The sequence below is a fragment of the Vibrio paucivorans genome (assembly GCF_054053395.1).
The window spans coordinates 3,008,016-3,023,636 of the sequence record NZ_CM133230.1 but is presented as its reverse complement, the minus strand read 5'-3'; the positions used below and the strand labels follow the sequence as shown (position 1 = coordinate 3,023,636).

Annotated in this window: 14 protein-coding genes and 4 tRNA genes; 15 read left to right on the top strand and 3 right to left on the bottom strand. The window is 45.6% G+C overall.

Annotated elements, in window-relative coordinates; translation table 11 throughout:
• Window positions 1-7: 7 nt before the first annotated feature.
• Entirely contained in the window at window positions 8-1,351 is a 1,344-nt protein-coding gene (locus ACXABW_RS13755; RefSeq protein WP_457523150.1) for an MATE family efflux transporter, read from the bottom strand.
• Between the two features lie 242 nt (window positions 1,352-1,593).
• Between ACXABW_RS13755 and ACXABW_RS13750 the strand changes: the two genes are divergently transcribed.
• Entirely contained in the window at window positions 1,594-2,826 is a 1,233-nt protein-coding gene (locus ACXABW_RS13750; RefSeq protein WP_457523149.1) for a styrene monooxygenase/indole monooxygenase family protein, read from the top strand.
• Window positions 2,827-2,906: 80 nt separating this feature from the next.
• Here the strand turns inward: ACXABW_RS13750 and tpiA are convergent, their stop codons facing one another.
• A complete protein-coding gene (gene tpiA, locus ACXABW_RS13745; protein WP_457523147.1) occupies window positions 2,907-3,677 on the bottom strand; it encodes a triose-phosphate isomerase in 771 nt (256 codons plus the stop codon).
• Between the two features lie 237 nt (window positions 3,678-3,914).
• Here tpiA and ACXABW_RS13740 point away from each other — a divergent pair, with 237 nt between their 5' ends.
• Both ACXABW_RS13740 and ACXABW_RS13735 read left to right on the top strand, forming a co-directional pair.
• A complete protein-coding gene (locus tag ACXABW_RS13740) occupies window positions 3,915-4,262 on the top strand; it encodes a 5-carboxymethyl-2-hydroxymuconate Delta-isomerase (protein WP_252028524.1) in 348 nt (115 codons plus the stop codon).
• A 35-nt stretch (window positions 4,263-4,297) separates the two neighbouring features.
• On the top strand, window positions 4,298-4,723 hold the full coding sequence (locus ACXABW_RS13735) for a DUF805 domain-containing protein (RefSeq protein ID WP_252028521.1): 426 nt from the start codon (window positions 4,298-4,300) through the stop codon (window positions 4,721-4,723).
• Between the two features lie 64 nt (window positions 4,724-4,787).
• Here ACXABW_RS13735 and coaA read toward each other — a convergent pair whose 3' ends face one another.
• Window positions 4,788-5,711 carry a type I pantothenate kinase gene (coaA, locus tag ACXABW_RS13730; RefSeq protein ID WP_265687358.1) on the bottom strand — a complete coding sequence of 308 codons (924 nt, stop codon included), beginning with the start codon at window positions 5,709-5,711 and terminating at the stop codon, window positions 4,788-4,790.
• 212 nt (window positions 5,712-5,923) lie between these two features.
• Here coaA and ACXABW_RS13725 point away from each other — a divergent pair.
• The 12 genes from ACXABW_RS13725 to rpoB all read left to right on the top strand — a co-directional run bounded on the left by ACXABW_RS13725 (window position 5,924) and on the right by rpoB (window position 15,550).
• Window positions 5,924-5,999 (top strand) — tRNA-Thr (locus ACXABW_RS13725).
• Between the two features lie 48 nt (window positions 6,000-6,047).
• Window positions 6,048-6,132 (top strand) — tRNA-Tyr (locus tag ACXABW_RS13720).
• Window positions 6,133-6,167: 35 nt separating this feature from the next.
• Window positions 6,168-6,242, top strand: a tRNA-Gly gene (locus ACXABW_RS13715).
• Between the two features lie 13 nt (window positions 6,243-6,255).
• Window positions 6,256-6,331: transfer RNA gene (locus ACXABW_RS13710), tRNA-Thr, on the top strand.
• A 101-nt stretch (window positions 6,332-6,432) separates the two neighbouring features.
• The gene (tuf, locus tag ACXABW_RS13705) at window positions 6,433-7,617 is read left to right on the top strand and encodes an elongation factor Tu (protein ID WP_252028435.1); all 1,185 of its coding nucleotides are present in this window, start codon (window positions 6,433-6,435) and stop codon (window positions 7,615-7,617) included.
• Between the two features lie 274 nt (window positions 7,618-7,891).
• Window positions 7,892-8,272: a preprotein translocase subunit SecE gene (gene secE / locus ACXABW_RS13700; protein ID WP_457523145.1), complete on the top strand. Its 381-nt coding sequence runs from the start codon at window positions 7,892-7,894 to the stop codon at window positions 8,270-8,272.
• A gap of 12 nt (window positions 8,273-8,284) precedes the next feature.
• Complete coding sequence (nusG, locus tag ACXABW_RS13695; protein ID WP_047042347.1) at window positions 8,285-8,833, top strand: transcription termination/antitermination protein NusG; 549 nt, start codon at window positions 8,285-8,287, stop codon at window positions 8,831-8,833.
• 146 nt (window positions 8,834-8,979) lie between these two features.
• On the top strand, window positions 8,980-9,408 hold the full coding sequence (gene rplK / locus ACXABW_RS13690; RefSeq protein WP_008078231.1) for a 50S ribosomal protein L11: 429 nt from the start codon (window positions 8,980-8,982) through the stop codon (window positions 9,406-9,408).
• 4 nt (window positions 9,409-9,412) lie between these two features.
• Complete coding sequence (gene rplA, locus ACXABW_RS13685) at window positions 9,413-10,117, top strand: 50S ribosomal protein L1 (RefSeq protein WP_252028512.1); 705 nt, start codon at window positions 9,413-9,415, stop codon at window positions 10,115-10,117.
• Window positions 10,118-10,366: 249 nt separating this feature from the next.
• Window positions 10,367-10,861, top strand: coding sequence for a 50S ribosomal protein L10 (gene rplJ, locus ACXABW_RS13680; RefSeq protein ID WP_252028508.1), 495 nt, complete (start codon window positions 10,367-10,369; stop codon window positions 10,859-10,861).
• A 57-nt stretch (window positions 10,862-10,918) separates the two neighbouring features.
• Window positions 10,919-11,287 carry a 50S ribosomal protein L7/L12 gene (rplL, locus tag ACXABW_RS13675; RefSeq protein WP_252028505.1) on the top strand — a complete coding sequence of 123 codons (369 nt, stop codon included), beginning with the start codon at window positions 10,919-10,921 and terminating at the stop codon, window positions 11,285-11,287.
• Window positions 11,288-11,521: 234 nt separating this feature from the next.
• Window positions 11,522-15,550: a DNA-directed RNA polymerase subunit beta gene (gene rpoB, locus ACXABW_RS13670; RefSeq protein WP_457523142.1), complete on the top strand. Its 4,029-nt coding sequence runs from the start codon at window positions 11,522-11,524 to the stop codon at window positions 15,548-15,550.
• Window positions 15,551-15,621 lie beyond the last annotated feature (71 nt).

Here is a 15,621-nt window from a genome sequence, read left to right as displayed (position 1 = left end):
GTGTCAATTACGATAATGATGCACAGTGCTCTCGGCGTACTTTCAATGCATACAGGTAACCTAATACACCACCGAGTATGTTCCCTACAGCAATACCAATGAATAGTCCTTCAATATCGTAAAGCATGCTGCCAAGCCATGCCGCAGGTAAAGTGAAGACAAACAAGCGCATAAAGCTCCATTGGAAAGCTTTCAGTGGTTGATGTAAGGCATTCAACCCAGAAACCAGCATCATCACGATACCTTGAAAGCCATAACTGAATGGCACCACAAGCAAGTAATGCCACAGCAGGTCTCCAACAGCTTGCTCCTGGGAAAAGAGTGCTGAAAGTGGGATGCTGAGTGGAATCATCATGATGAAAATCAGTAATTGGAAGACGATGGAAAATCTCATACTGAGAAATAACCCAGCAAAGCTGCGCTGCGGATTATTAGCACCAAGGTTCTGAGCCATAAATGGAGTCAGTGCAGAGGTGAGCGACATCAGCACTAAAATCAAAATAGACTCAACACGCTGCGCGGCACCGTAGGCTGCCACTGCTGCGGTACCATGCGATGCTAACATCATCATTAGCAGTGCCCCTGACAGCGGGTTCATTGCATTGGATAGAGCCGCTGGGGTGCCAATCTTTAGGATCTGTTGCCAATCGTTCAATAAGGTTCGAGGGTTTGGTAGAGTGAGCAGTTTTTCACGTTTTATCAAGACGTATAACGAGCCACACAAAGCGCCAAACCAACTCAATGCGCTGGCGATCGCCGCCCCTTGAATGCCAAGTTCAGGAAAAGGTCCATAACCAAAAATCAACAGTGGGTCGAGTACACCGTTAATGATACCGGCCAGCATCATGATCTTGGCTGGGGTTTTGGTGTCGCCAGTGGCTCGAATGGCGCTGTTGCCAGCCATTGGGATAACCAGCAGCGGAATGGTCCAGTACCACACCACCATGTATTGCTCGATGAGTGGGATCAGGTGCTGCTCGGCACCTAGTATGCGAAACAAAGGCTCAATAGTATGCAAGCCGATAAAGGAAGCGCATGCAACCAGTAATACCGCTAGCAATAAGCCGTGGCTGGAAAATCGTGCAGCGTCTTGAGTCTCTCCTTGACCAAGCAAGCGACCAATACTGGTCGATAGCCCCATACCAATCCCCATGGTAATGCAGTTCACAGCGAAGGTGACAGGAAAGGTAAAGCTGATGGCAGCCAAAGCATCGGTGCCGAGCAAGGAGATAAAAAAGGTATCGACTAAATTGAACATCAAAATCGCGACCATGCCGAATATCATAGGGATGGTCATCTGACGTAGCACGTTAGGAATAGGGGCTGTTAATAAGCCATGTTTATCGTGCATCTTCGATACGCTGCGAGGGAAAACGCCTAGGATACAAGATATTGTGATTAGGCACTAGCGCTTACCCGATGCGGCGAAACTAGGCAGCTACTACCTGATTGAATTGTAATAAAAGTATTCAAGCGTTTATCTGATGTTGCGTGATTGTTTCTTTTTACTATTATGGCTGAGTATTGGCTTGTATCTTTAATTTTAAAAATATCAATAAGTTACATTCAGGTCTAAAGGCCAAGGAGAAAGCAATGAAACATATTACGATAGTTGGCGCTGGGCAATCTGGACTTCAATTAGGGATAGGATTATTACAAAACGGGTATCGAGTGACGTTAGTAACTGATCGCACGGGTGAACAAATTGCAAACGGTCCGGTGATGTCGACCCAATGTATGTTCCACTCGGCATTAGAATCTGAACGAGCACTGGCTCTGAACCATTGGGAGCAACAATGCCCAAAAATTGAAGCGATTAACCTTTGTGTGACTCATCCTGAATCGTTAGGTGAGAAGGTGATCAACTGGCGAGGTGGATTGTCACACTTTGCTCTGTCTGTCGACCAAAGAATCAAGTTTCCAAACTGGATGGATAAGTTTGAGGAGTTAGGTGGCGATTTGGTGGTAAAACGCACTCAACCGAGCGATTTAGACCAGCTAGGTGAGCAAAGTGATTTACTCATACTGGCAACGGGAAAAGCGGAGCTGGCCAACCTGTTTGAACGTGATTCATTGCGCAGCCCATTTGAACGACCACAACGCAAATTAGTGTTGCTGTATCTACAAAACCCGCAAGGCGATAAGCCGCTTGATAACGTCAGTTTCAATGTTATACCTGGTGCGGGGGAGTTCTTTATCATGCCGGCGCTTAGTCATAATGGCGCTTGTGAAGCGATGTTATTTGAAGTTATTCCTGATGGGCCACTAGACTGTTTTGAAGGTTTAGAGAGCAATGAGCAGGTGTTAGAAAAGGCCAGAAGTGTGTTAAACACTTACTTACCTTGGGAAGCTCAGCGGATTGAACAGGCAGTACTCACTGATGACAATGCGGTGATCTCTGGAAGTTTCGTACCTACGGTTCGTAAACCAGTCGCGAAGCTAGCGTCGGGTAAGTTGGTATTTGGGCTAGGGGATACTTTATGCTTGAATGACCCGATTACAGGGCAAGGGGCAAACAACGCAGCAAAAGCGGCGCAATTGTATTTGGAGCGCATCATTTCTCATGGTCAGCAGGCATTTGATGAACAATGGATGACAGAGACATTTGAGCAGTTTTGGCAATACGCGCAGTGGCCAACCACATGGTCAAATATGATGCTGGCAGCGCCACCGGAATTTGTCTTAAACCTGCTAGGGGCTGCTGGTCAGTATCCTAAACTGGCAAACCGGATTGTGAATGCTTTCGATGACCCTGCGGATTTGTTCCCATGGTTTTCACACGAAGAACACGCTAATGCATACTTAGCAGAGCTGTCTGCCGTTTAATCTTCGCGCTTTTATGGTTTCATCCAAATAAAAAGGCCAGCATATTGCTGGCCTTTTTTGTATTAACTTCGAATCAACGATTACGCTTTAGCGGCTGCCGCTGCTTTAGCGATTGCTGCAAAGCTCTTAGCGTCTAGAGAAGCACCGCCCACTAGAGCACCGTCGATGTCTGGTTGTGAGAAGTAAGCTTCAGCATTTTCTGGCTTAACAGAACCACCGTATTGGATGATTACTTGTGCTGCTACTGCTTCGTCTTTCGCTGCGATTAGTGCACGGATAGAAGCGTGGATACGTTGTGCATCTTCAGCTGTTGCTGCTTTACCAGTACCGATAGCCCAGATTGGTTCGTATGCGATGATTGCACCGTTTAGCGCTTCAACACCGTAAGCGTCGATTACTGCGTTGATTTGACGAGCACATACTGCTTCAGTTTCGCCAGCTTCGTTTTGAGCTTCAGATTCACCGATACAGAAAACAGGCTTGAGACCGTTCTCTTTTAGGAATGCGAATTTCTTAGCGATGAACTCGTCAGATTCGTTGTGGTATTCACGACGCTCAGAGTGACCGATGATGATGTGAGAAGCACCGAAGTCTTTCAGCATTTCTGGAGACATATCGCCAGTGAATGCACCGCTGTTGTTTAGGTCAGTGTTTTGAGCTCCTAGGATGATCTTGTTACCGCCTTCTGCGATTACACGCTCTGCAAGATCGATGTATAGCGCTGGTGGAGCTACTGCTACGTCAACACCTTCAACACCTTCAAGTTCAGCGTTAAGGCCAGTTAGCAGCTCAGTTACCATAGCTTTGCTGCCGTTAAGTTTCCAGTTACCCATCACTACAGGACGACGCATAGGAATATCTCCCTTTTTAATTAATGTAAAAAATCTTCGTAAGAATATAACAGATAATATTCGCTAGATCATGATTCCAATCATGTCTTATGTAATGGTTGGAGTCGTTCTTGAGTGATCCAATAGACAGAATATTAGCGATTATCTCGGAATCTTGGCTGTTAATTGGTATTAGTGGTGAGATTGACGCGAATTTATCGCGGTTTACACGCTTTCTGCCAATTTTAAGGAAATAACATGCCGAATCTTGTAATGGAATATTCAAACTCAGTCGACGAACGAGTGAATGTGCAGGGGCTGCTGGAAGATCTCCATGAAGTCGTGCTTAACTGTGGTTTGTTTGATGTGATTTCCGTAAAGTCACGCTCGCTGCGTTGCCACAATTGGCTAGTCGGCGATGAAGGTGATAGCGTAGACTTTATTCATATCAGTTTCGAAATGTTAGACGGGCGTACACCTGAACAAAAAAGGGAGCTGTCGCGTCAATTGATGGATGTGCTTCAACAGCAAGCCGGGCATGTTCGAAGCTTAACGGTCAACATTCGAGATATGGATAAAGAGTGTTTTCAAAAAGTGATTAATTAACCACGCTGTTTCGTGGTGTTTGTGGATTAAATAAGATGTCGATGAAAGAACTGCTATTTTCGTTTCAAGGGCGAATTGGTCGTAAAACTTACTGGATTTGGAATGCTGTGTACTACATGGCGATCATGGGATTTGCTGGGGGAATTAACATTCTTTTCCCTGCTATTGCCCACTTGGCTCTTCCTTTATTCCTACTGTGTGTATTGGTGCCTGATTTAGCCATTACTGCTAAACGTTGGCACGACAGAGGCCGTTCAAGCTGGTTCCTCTTGCTCAACGTACCATTGGTGATTGGCCGAATGACAGTACCGGTTGGCGACCCGAGTCAGATGACTGAAACCACGACACTGCAATTAGTCAGCTCTTTGGCAGCGCTCATTTGTGGTGCATGGATTCTTGTAGAGTGTGGTTTTATGAAAGGTGAAGAGGGTGACAACCAGTACGGCCCTGAGCCAAAGTAATCACTTACTTTTCAAACTGACTGGATCAAAAAAGGTTGGCCTAAAGCCAACCTTTTTCTTTTTCCTACTTTCTGAGTAGCACTTCTTTAACTGTATGATCCAAGCCTTTACGGAGAATCAACTGCGCTCTCTCTTTAGTCGGTAGGATATTTTGCTCGAGGTTCAATCCATTAATGGATTGCCAAATGCTTTTGGCTTTTTCGATTGCTTGCGGCTCCGAAAGCTGAGTGTAATGGCTGAAATAGGAGCCTGGTTTAGTAAAGGCGCCTTGGCGAAACTTTAGGAAACGTTCGACATACCACTGCTCGATGGTTTCAGTTTCGGCATCAACATATAAAGAGAAATCTAAGAAATCAGAAATAAACACCCGATGCGGGTCGTGGGGATAATCCATCCCACTTTGGAGTACATTTAACCCTTCGATGATGAGCACATCTGGGCGGTCGACAACTTTAACCTCCTCGGTAATGTCATAAGTGATGTGTGAATAAACTGGTACCGTCAGGTTGGGTTTGCCCGCTTTTACATCAGAAACGAATTGAACCAAGCGCTTGATGTCGTATGACTCTGGAAAGCCCTTACGCTGCATGATCTCGCGTTCATTTAACACTTTCTTAGGGTAAAGAAAGCCATCTGTAGTAACCAGCTCCACTTTTGGGTGGTTATCCCATCGAGACAGAAGTGCTTTAAGAATACGCGCGGTGGTACTTTTACCTACCGCTACACTGCCAGCGATACCAATAATGAAGGGCGGGGCGACTTGGTCGTTACCAAGAAACTCATGTAACACCGAGTTACGGCGCTGGCGAGCAGCAACGTAAAGATTCAATAAGCGACTGAGAGGTAGGTAAATTTCTACCGCCTCTTTCATTGTCAGCTTCTCATTAACCCCTTGCAGTTCTTTTACGTCGCTTTCGGATAACGTCATGGGCACGGCATTACGCAGCTCCGCCCACATCGCGCGATCGAAAGACATAAAAGGACTCATAGTTTACCTACATCAATAAATGAAGACTGTTCTGAGTTGCGAACATACATCAAGCGAGTTTGAAAGCAAATGACAAACACCTAAGATTCGATTTAAAACATGAAAACTGCATGAAAATTCACCAAATAAATACAATCTGATTAAAAAGAGATTTTTTTTCAAATTTCCTATTGCAAGCAGGAAAATCATTCAATAGAATGCGCACCACTTATGCCGACTTAGCTCAGTAGGTAGAGCAACTGACTTGTAATCAGTAGGTCACCAGTTCGATTCCGGTAGTCGGCACCATTTTCTCCTTACGCTAGGCGTAAGTGCAAAGAAAGTGGCGAAAAATTTGGAGGGGTTCCCGAGTGGCCAAAGGGAGCAGACTGTAAATCTGTTGGCACTGCCTTCGATGGTTCGAATCCGTCCCCCTCCACCATATTCTTAAGGAAATAGCTCTCAGAGTTACGTGTTGCGGGCATCGTATAATGGCTATTACCTCAGCCTTCCAAGCTGATGATGCGGGTTCGATTCCCGCTGCCCGCTCCAACTCATTTTGAGTGCTGATATAGCTCAGTCGGTAGAGCGCACCCTTGGTAAGGGTGAGGTCCCCAGTTCAAATCTGGGTATCAGCACCAGCTCTGCGCAAAAATTTCCTTTTGATTTATACTTTACTACCAAACTATTTTGGTTGCGTGGTCGTCAAAGCCACCTAAATCCGTACCTAGAGGGACAACTCATGTCTAAAGAAAAATTTGAACGTACGAAACCGCACGTAAACGTTGGTACTATCGGCCACGTTGACCACGGTAAAACAACTCTAACTGCTGCAATCTGTACTACTTTAGCTAAAGTATACGGCGGTGAAGCGAAAGACTTCGCATCTATCGATAACGCTCCAGAAGAGCGTGAGCGCGGTATCACAATCGCAACGTCTCACGTTGAGTACGACACTCCAACTCGTCACTACGCACACGTAGATTGTCCAGGACACGCGGATTATGTTAAGAACATGATCACAGGTGCTGCACAGATGGACGGCGGTATCCTAGTTGTAGCTGCGACAGATGGCCCAATGCCACAAACTCGTGAGCACATCCTACTAGGCCGTCAGGTTGGTATCCCATACATCATCGTATTCATGAACAAATGTGACATGGTTGACGATGAAGAGCTACTAGAACTAGTAGAAATGGAAGTTCGTGAACTTCTTTCTGAGTACGAATTCCCAGGTGATGACCTACCAGTAATCCAAGGTTCAGCTCTTGGCGCACTAAACGGCGAGAAGCAATGGGAAGACAAAATCGTTGAGCTTGCAGAAGCACTAGATTCTTACATTCCAGAGCCAGAGCGTGCAGTAGACCAACCGTTCCTACTACCGATTGAAGACGTATTCTCAATCCAAGGTCGTGGTACAGTTGTAACTGGTCGTATCGAGCGTGGTATCCTAACAGTAGGTGACGAAGTAGAAATCGTAGGTATCAAAGATACTACAGTAACTACTTGTACTGGTGTTGAGATGTTCCGTAAGCTTCTAGACGAAGGTCGTGCGGGTGAGAACGTTGGTGCACTTCTGCGTGGTACTAAGCGTGACGAAGTAGAGCGTGGTCAAGTACTAGCGGCTCCTAAGTCAATCAACCCACACACTAAGTTTGAGTCAGAAGTATACGTACTTTCTAAAGACGAAGGCGGCCGTCACACTCCATTCTTCAAGGGCTACCGTCCACAGTTCTACTTCCGTACAACGGACGTAACTGGTGACATCACTCTTCCAGAAGGCGTAGAAATGGTAATGCCAGGCGACAACGTTCAAATGACTGTTGAACTAATCGCTCCAATCGCAATGGACGAAGGTCTACGTTTCGCTATCCGTGAAGGTGGCCGTACAGTAGGTGCTGGTGTTGTTGCTAAGATCTTCGACTAATTCTTAGGAATTGACGAAAGTCTTCTGAAAATCTATCAATTAGATTTGACGAACCAGTAGCAAAAAGGGCATCATTTGATGCCCTTTTTCTGCGCTCGATATTATGTTTGTTGGTTTTCTGATCAAACATGCATAGAAGAAGGAATTTTTAGATTGAGGCCGTTGTCCTCTCTCTTGAAAGTGTACATCGCGAAATTTTCTCGATGTAATGGAATTCGCCCTGCAACAGCGGGGTTGTTGTCGTCTATATTAAGACTTGTGACAGGTTGGTTTTATGAAAGCAAATAATGCTGAAACTCCTGATAGCTCAAACGCAGCTGATATTTTTAAGTGGATTGTCACTTTTATACTTCTAGCTGCCGCTGTTGTGGGTAATTACCTGTATGGTGAGATGTCTGTAGTAGTTCGTGCTGCAGGTGTGGTTGTATTGATTGCTGCTGCACTTGGTGTTGCTGCAACTACAACAAAAGGTAAAGCAGCGATCGAGTTTGCACGCGAATCTCGTATGGAAGTTCGCAAAGTGGTTTGGCCAACTCGCCAAGAAACTATGCAAACAACTTTGATCGTTTTAGCTGTAAGTATTGTAATGGCTCTAGTGCTATGGGGCATTGACGGAATTATGGTTCGTCTTGTTGCCTTAGCAACTGGGGTGTGAGGGTTCTGATTCATGAGTGAAGCTCCAAAAAAACGTTGGTATGTAGTTCAAGCTTTTTCTGGCTTTGAAGGTCGTGTAGCACAATCGCTACGTGAGCATATTAAAATGCACAGCATGGAAGAACTATTTGGCGAAGTACTCGTCCCTACTGAAGAAGTAGTTGAAATGCGTGCGGGCCAGCGTCGTAAAAGCGAACGTAAGTTCTTTCCTGGCTACGTGCTAGTGCAAATGATCATGAACGATGAATCATGGCACTTGGTTCGTAGTATCCCACGTGTAATGGGCTTCATTGGTGGTACTTCTGACCGTCCAGCGCCTATCACTGATAAAGAAGCGGATGCTATCTTAAACCGCCTTGAGAAAGCGAGCGAAGCTCCTCGTCCTAAGACGATGTTCGAAGCGGGTGAAGTGGTACGTGTTAACGATGGTCCATTTGCTGACTTCAACGGTACTGTTGAAGAAGTGGATTACGAGAAGAGCCGCATTAAGGTGTCTGTATCGATCTTTGGTCGTGCAACTCCTGTTGAGCTTGAATTTGGTCAAGTGGAAAAACTTGACTAAAAAAACACCTTTTAAAGGGTTGTCTAAGGCGCGAATTATGCTTATAATTTCGCGCCTTTTTACAGGTAAGACTGTAAAAAGTTTTTATGAAAACTGGGGAGCTGGCTGATAAAGCTGGCGTCTGAACCCAAAATTTAGGAAATATCATGGCTAAGAAAGTTGAAGCTTATATCAAACTGCAAGTTGCAGCTGGTATGGCAAACCCAAGTCCACCGGTTGGTCCTGCACTAGGTCAACACGGTGTAAACATCATGGAATTCTGTAAAGCGTTCAACGCAAAAACAGAATCTATTGAGAAAGGTCTACCTACTCCTGTAGTAATCACAGTATACAACGATCGTTCTTTCACGTTCGTAACTAAGACTCCACCTGCTGCTGTTCTTCTTAAGAAAGCTGCTGGCGTTAAGTCTGGTTCAGGTCGTCCAAACACTGAAAAAGTGGGTACTGTGACTGACGCTCAAATCCAAGAAATCGCAGAAACTAAAGCTGCTGATATGACTGGTGCTGACATCGAAGCAATGAAGCGTTCAATCGCTGGTACTGCTCGTTCAATGGGCCTAGTGGTAGAGGGTTAAGATCATGGCAAAACTAACTAAGCGCATGCGCGTAATCCGCGAAAAAGTTGACGTAACTAAAGAATACGAAATCAACGAAGCTGTAGCTCTTCTTCAAGAACTAGCAACTGCTAAATTCGTTGAGTCTGTAGACGTTGCTGTTAACCTAGGCATCGATGCTCGTAAATCTGACCAGAACGTACGTGGTGCAACTGTACTACCTCACGGTACTGGCCGCGAAATCCGCGTTGCAGTGTTCACTCAAGGTGCAAACGCTGAAGCAGCTAAAGAAGCTGGCGCAGACATCGTAGGTATGGAAGATCTTGCTGAGCAAGTGAAGAAAGGCGAAATGAACTTTGACGTAGTTGTTGCTTCTCCAGATGCAATGCGCGTTGTAGGTCAACTAGGTACTATCCTAGGTCCTCGCGGTCTAATGCCAAACCCTAAAGTTGGTACTGTAACTCCTAACGTTGCTGAAGCAGTTAAGAACGCTAAAGCTGGTCAGGTTCGTTACCGTAACGACAAGAACGGCATCATCCACACTACTATCGGTAAAGCTAACTTCTCTGCAGAGCAGATCAAAGAGAACCTAGAGTCTCTTCTAATCGCTCTTAAGAAAGCTAAGCCATCTTCAGCGAAAGGTACTTTCCTGAAGAAAGTAAGCATCTCTACTACTATGGGTGCTGGTGTTGCTGTTGATCAAGCTAGCCTGAATACTCAAGCAAGCTAATTCAATTTGCTTAGGCGCAGAATTAGTGTATAATTCTGCGCCTAATTATTGTGGTTGGGTGATCTTTGAAGTGATTTGAAATCATCTATCCCAAGACCGTAGGTGCTGTAACTGATTCAGATATAGCTTAATTTCCCTACGTAGGCGATGTGGCAGTTTAGAGTAAACTTGTTTACTTCTCTAACACATCGTAAACGCTCATTACATGCTGTGATGAGTGCTGTAATCACAACCAGAGGTTAATCCAAGATGGCATTGAATCTTCAAGACAAAAAAGCAATTGTTGCTGAAGTCAACGAAGCAGCCAGTGGTGCACTTTCTGCAGTTGTAGCTGATTCTCGTGGCGTTGAAGTTGGCGCAATGACTTCTCTACGTAAGCAAGCTCGTGAAGCTGGCGTTTACGTGAAAGTTGTTCGTAACACACTTGCACGCCGTGCGGTTCAAGGTACTGACTACGAGTGTCTAGCTGACACTTTCACTGGTCCTACTCTAATCGCATTCTCTAACGAGCACCCAGGTGCTGCAGCGCGTCTTTTCAAAGACTTCGCTAAAGAGAACAAAGATTTCGAGATCAAAGCTGCTGCATTTGAAGGCGCGGTTACTGATGCTGAAGTACTAGCGACACTACCAACTTACGACGAAGCAATTGCACGCCTAATGATGTGCATGAAAGAAGCTTCTGCTGGCAAGCTGGTACGTACTATCGCTGCACTACGCGATCAAAAAGAAGAAGCTGCGGCGTAAGCCTTGCTTTTTACTGGTTGCTTAATAAACTTATTGTTGATTTAAAAGAGAATTGTTATGTCTATTACTAACGAGCAAATCCTAGACGCAGTTGCAGAAATGTCTGTAATGCAAGTTGTTGAACTAATCGAAGCGATGGAAGAGAAATTCGGCGTTTCTGCTGCTGCTGCTGTTGTAGCTGGCGGCGCTGCTGGCGGCGAAGCTGCTGCTGAGCAAACTGAGTTCGACGTAATCCTAACTGCTGCTGGCGGTAACAAAGTTGCTGTAATCAAAGCAGTACGTGGCGCAACTGGCCTAGGTCTTAAAGAAGCTAAAGGTCTTGTAGACGGCGCTCCAGCACCTCTAAAAGAAGGTGTTGACAAAGCTGAAGCTGAAGCTCTTAAAGCTCAACTAGAAGAAGCTGGTGCTTCTGTTGAAGTTAAGTAATTATTACTTAATTTCTTAGCCGAATGGCTAATGGCTGGTGGTTTATTGACCACCGGCCTTTTTGCGCTGTAGGGGTCGGGTGATTTTCCGCTGTTTGAGCACCCAGATACCTAGCAAAAAACATTTTGTTAGCTCCTAATGAAATGTCACTACGATCAAACAGTTGTTAGTCACTGTCCCGTTTGAAAACGTTTTGGACAGTTTGGGTCACTTATCAGCGAGCTGAGGAACCCCATGGTTTACTCTTATACCGAGAAAAAGCGCATCCGTAAGGACTTTGGTACTCGTCCACAAGTTTTGGACATTCCATACCTGCTATCGATCCAGCTTGATTCTTTCGATAAATTCATCGAACAGGATCCTGAGGGTCAATACGGTCTTGAAGCTGCTTTCCGTTCTGTATTCCCAATCCAGAGCTACAACGGCAACTCTGAGCTGCAATACGTTAGCTACCGTCTTGGTGAGCCAGTATTTGATGTTAAAGAATGTCAAATTCGTGGTGTAACGTACTCAAAGCCACTACGTGTAAAACTGCGCCTAGTTATCTTTGATAAAGATGCACCAGCAGGCACTGTAAAAGACATTAAAGAACAAGAAGTCTACATGGGCGAAATTCCGCTTATGACAGACAATGGTACCTTTGTAATCAACGGTACTGAGCGTGTTATCGTATCTCAGCTGCACCGAAGCCCAGGCGTGTTCTTCGACAGCGATAAAGGTAAGACTCACTCTTCAGGTAAAGTATTATATAACGCACGTGTTATTCCTTACCGTGGTTCATGGCTTGATTTCGAGTTTGACCCTAAGGATAACTTGTACGTTCGTATCGACCGTCGTCGTAAGCTACCTGCTTCAATCATCCTTCGTGCACTAGGTAAGTCGACAGAAGAGATCTTGGATCTATTCTTCGAGAAAGTGAACTTCGAAGTGAAAGACCAAACTCTTCTAATGGAGTTGGTACCAGATCGTCTACGTGGTGAAACTGCGTCATTCGACATCGAAGCAAATGGTAAAACTTACGTAGAGACTGGTCGTCGTGTGACTGCGCGTCACATTCGCCAACTTGAAAAAGATGGCGTAGAGCACATCGAAGTACCAGTTGAGTACATCGTAGGTAAAGTTGCGTCGAAAGATTACATCAACGAAGCAACTGGCGAGATCATCGTTGGTGCAAACCAAGAGATCAGTCTAGAAGCTCTAGCAAACCTATCTCAAGCGGGTCACAAAGCACTAGAAACGTTATTTACTAACGATCTAGACCACGGTCCATTCATGTCTGAAACTCTTCGTATCGACAGCACTGTTGATCGTATTTCAGCATTGGTAGAAATCTACCGCATGATGCGCCCTGGTGAGCCGCCAACAAAAGAAGCTGCAGAGTCTCTGTTCGAGAGCTTGTTCTTCTCTGAAGAGCGTTACGATCTATCGACTGTTGGTCGTATGAAGTTTAACAGCTCTATCGAACGTGAAGACGCTGGCGAGCAAGGCACTCTAGACGAAACTGATATCATCGAAGTGATGAAGAAGTTGATCGCGATCCGTAACGGTAAAGGCGAAGTGGACGATATCGACCACCTAGGCAACCGTCGTATCCGTTCAGTCGGTGAAATGGCAGAGAACCAATTCCGTGTTGGTCTAGTTCGTGTAGAACGTGCTGTTAAAGAGCGTCTAAGCCTTGGTGATCTCGATGCAATCATGCCTCAAGACCTAATCAACGCTAAGCCAATTTCTGCGGCAGTTAAAGAATTCTTCGGTTCTTCACAGCTTTCTCAGTTTATGGACCAAAACAACCCTCTATCAGAAGTAACGCACAAGCGTCGTATTTCTGCATTGGGTCCTGGTGGTCTTACTCGTGAGCGTGCAGGCTTCGAAGTACGTGACGTACACGTAACTCACTACGGTCGTCTATGTCCTATCGAAACACCTGAAGGTCCGAACATCGGTCTAATCAACTCACTATCTGCGTTCGCACGTTGTAATGAGTACGGTTTCCTAGAAACTCCGTACCGCCGTGTGGTAGATGGTGTAGTAACAGACGAAGTAGATTACCTATCTGCAATTCAGGAAGGTCAATTCGTAATCGCGCAGGCAAACACTGTTCTTACTGAAGAAGGTACGTTTGCTGAAGAACTCATCACTGCTCGTCAGAAAGGTGAATCTGGTCTTCACCCTCGCGAACATGTTAACTACATGGACGTTGCGACTAACCAAGTAGTATCTATCGCTGCATCGCTAATCCCGTTCCTAGAACACGATGATGCGAACCGTGCATTGATGGGTGCGAACATGCAACGTCAGGCTGTTCCAACACTTAAAGCTGATAAGCCTCTAGTTGGTACAGGTATCGAACGTAACATCGCAGTAGACTCTGGTGTAACAGCCGTAGCTAAACGCGGTGGTATGATTCAGTCTGTAGACGCATCTCGTATCGTAGTTAAAGTAAATGAAGATGAGCTGATCCCTGGTGAAGCTGGTATCGACATCTACAACCTAACTAAATACACGCGTTCTAACCAGAACACATGTATCAACCAGCGCCCAACTGTAATGCCAGGTGAACCTGTTGCACGCGGTGACGTTCTTGCTGATGGTCCTTCAACAGACCTTGGTGAACTAGCGCTCGGTCAAAACATGCGTATCGCGTTCATGCCTTGGAATGGTTACAACTTCGAAGACTCGATCTTAGTATCTGAGCGCGTAGTTCAAGAAGACCGTTTCACAACTATCCACATTCAAGAACTATCTTGTGTGGCACGTGATACTAAACTGGGCTCTGAAGAGATCACAGCGGATATTCCAAACGTAGGTGAATCTGCTCTGTCTAAACTAGACGAGTCAGGTATCGTTTACATCGGTGCTGAAGTTAAGGGTGGTGACATCCTAGTTGGTAAAGTGACGCCTAAAGGTGAAACTCAGCTAACACCTGAAGAGAAGCTACTACGTGCTATCTTCGGTGAGAAAGCATCAGACGTTAAAGATACTTCACTACGTGTACCAAACTCTGTTTCAGGTACCATCATCGACGTTCAAGTCTTTACTCGCGATGGCGTAGAAAAAGACAAGCGTGCGCTTGAAATTGAGCAAATGCAGCTTAAAGAAGCGAAGAAAGACCTTACTGAAGAGTTCCAAATTCTTGAAGGTGGTCTACTTGCTCGTGTTCGTGCTGTATTACTACAAGGTGGTTACTCTGAAGCTAAGCTTGATGCTATCGATCGTAAGAAGTGGCTAGAGCAAACGCTAGAAGACGATGCGCTACAATCACAGCTTGAGCAACTTGCTGAGCAGTGGGATGAGCTAAAAGCAGATTTCGATAAGAAGTTTGAAACTAAGCGTCGTAAGATCACTCAAGGTGATGATCTAGCGCCTGGCGTACTGAAGATCGTTAAGGTTTACCTAGCGGTTAAACGTCGCATCCAGCCTGGTGATAAGATGGCGGGTCGTCACGGTAACAAGGGTGTTATCTCTAAGATTAACCCTGTTGAAGACATGCCATACGATGAGAAAGGTCAACCTGTCGACATCGTACTGAACCCACTGGGTGTACCTTCGCGTATGAACATCGGTCAGATCCTAGAAGTACACTTAGGTCTGGCAGCGAAAGGTATCGGTGACAAGATCAACCAGATGGTGAAAGAGCAGCAAGAGCTAGCGAAATTCCGCGAACTCCTGCAAAAAGTTTACGACCTAGGCGAAACTCGCCAGTCTGTAGACATTGCGTCACTATCTGACGATGAAGTTCGTACATTGATCAAGAACCTGCGTGGCGGTCTACCGATCGCGACTCCTGTATTTGACGGTGCATCAGAGAAGTCGATTAAAGAGCTTCTAAAACTTGGTGATCTACCAGAATCTGGCCAGCTAACTCTGTTTGATGGTCGTACTGGTGATGCGTTTGAGCGTCCTGTAACTGTAGGTTACATGTACATGCTGAAACTGAACCACCTTGTTGATGACAAGATGCACGCTCGTTCAACAGGTTCTTACAGCCTAGTAACTCAGCAACCACTTGGTGGTAAAGCTCAGTTCGGTGGTCAGCGTTTCGGTGAGATGGAAGTATGGGCACTTGAAGCTTACGGTGCTGCTTACACCCTACAAGAAATGCTAACAGTTAAGTCGGATGACGTTAACGGCCGTACTAAGATGTATAAGAACATCGTAGATGGCAACCACAGCATGGAACCTGGCATGCCAGAATCGTTCAACGTACTGTTGAAAGAGATTCGCTCGCTAGGTATCAACATCGAGCTAGAAGACGAAGAGTAATCTCTTTCCTCTCGACTAAGGTTGAGAGGATAAAAAGCGATTATTTGGTAGAAGGTGCTCACTTTTGCGGG

What these genes read in the sequence shown, in the direction of transcription:
- coaA (WP_265687358.1), bottom strand. Translation starts at nt 5,711, where the DNA reads ATGAGTCCTTTTATGTCTTTCGATCGCGCGATGTGGGCGGAGCTGCGT.
- rpoB (WP_457523142.1), top strand. Translation starts at nt 11,522, where the DNA reads ATGGTTTACTCTTATACCGAGAAAAAGCGCATCCGTAAGGACTTTGGT.
- ACXABW_RS13735 (WP_252028521.1), top strand. Translation starts at nt 4,298, where the DNA reads ATGTCGATGAAAGAACTGCTATTTTCGTTTCAAGGGCGAATTGGTCGT.
- tpiA (WP_457523147.1), bottom strand. Translation starts at nt 3,677, where the DNA reads ATGCGTCGTCCTGTAGTGATGGGTAACTGGAAACTTAACGGCAGCAAA.
- rplJ (WP_252028508.1), top strand. Translation starts at nt 10,367, where the DNA reads ATGGCATTGAATCTTCAAGACAAAAAAGCAATTGTTGCTGAAGTCAAC.
- rplL (WP_252028505.1), top strand. Translation starts at nt 10,919, where the DNA reads ATGTCTATTACTAACGAGCAAATCCTAGACGCAGTTGCAGAAATGTCT.
- ACXABW_RS13750 (WP_457523149.1), top strand. Translation starts at nt 1,594, where the DNA reads ATGAAACATATTACGATAGTTGGCGCTGGGCAATCTGGACTTCAATTA.
- secE (WP_457523145.1), top strand. Translation starts at nt 7,892, where the DNA reads ATGAAAGCAAATAATGCTGAAACTCCTGATAGCTCAAACGCAGCTGAT.
- rplK (WP_008078231.1), top strand. Translation starts at nt 8,980, where the DNA reads ATGGCTAAGAAAGTTGAAGCTTATATCAAACTGCAAGTTGCAGCTGGT.
- ACXABW_RS13755 (WP_457523150.1), bottom strand. Translation starts at nt 1,351, where the DNA reads ATGCACGATAAACATGGCTTATTAACAGCCCCTATTCCTAACGTGCTA.
- rplA (WP_252028512.1), top strand. Translation starts at nt 9,413, where the DNA reads ATGGCAAAACTAACTAAGCGCATGCGCGTAATCCGCGAAAAAGTTGAC.
- tuf (WP_252028435.1), top strand. Translation starts at nt 6,433, where the DNA reads ATGTCTAAAGAAAAATTTGAACGTACGAAACCGCACGTAAACGTTGGT.
- nusG (WP_047042347.1), top strand. Translation starts at nt 8,285, where the DNA reads ATGAGTGAAGCTCCAAAAAAACGTTGGTATGTAGTTCAAGCTTTTTCT.
- ACXABW_RS13740 (WP_252028524.1), top strand. Translation starts at nt 3,915, where the DNA reads ATGCCGAATCTTGTAATGGAATATTCAAACTCAGTCGACGAACGAGTG.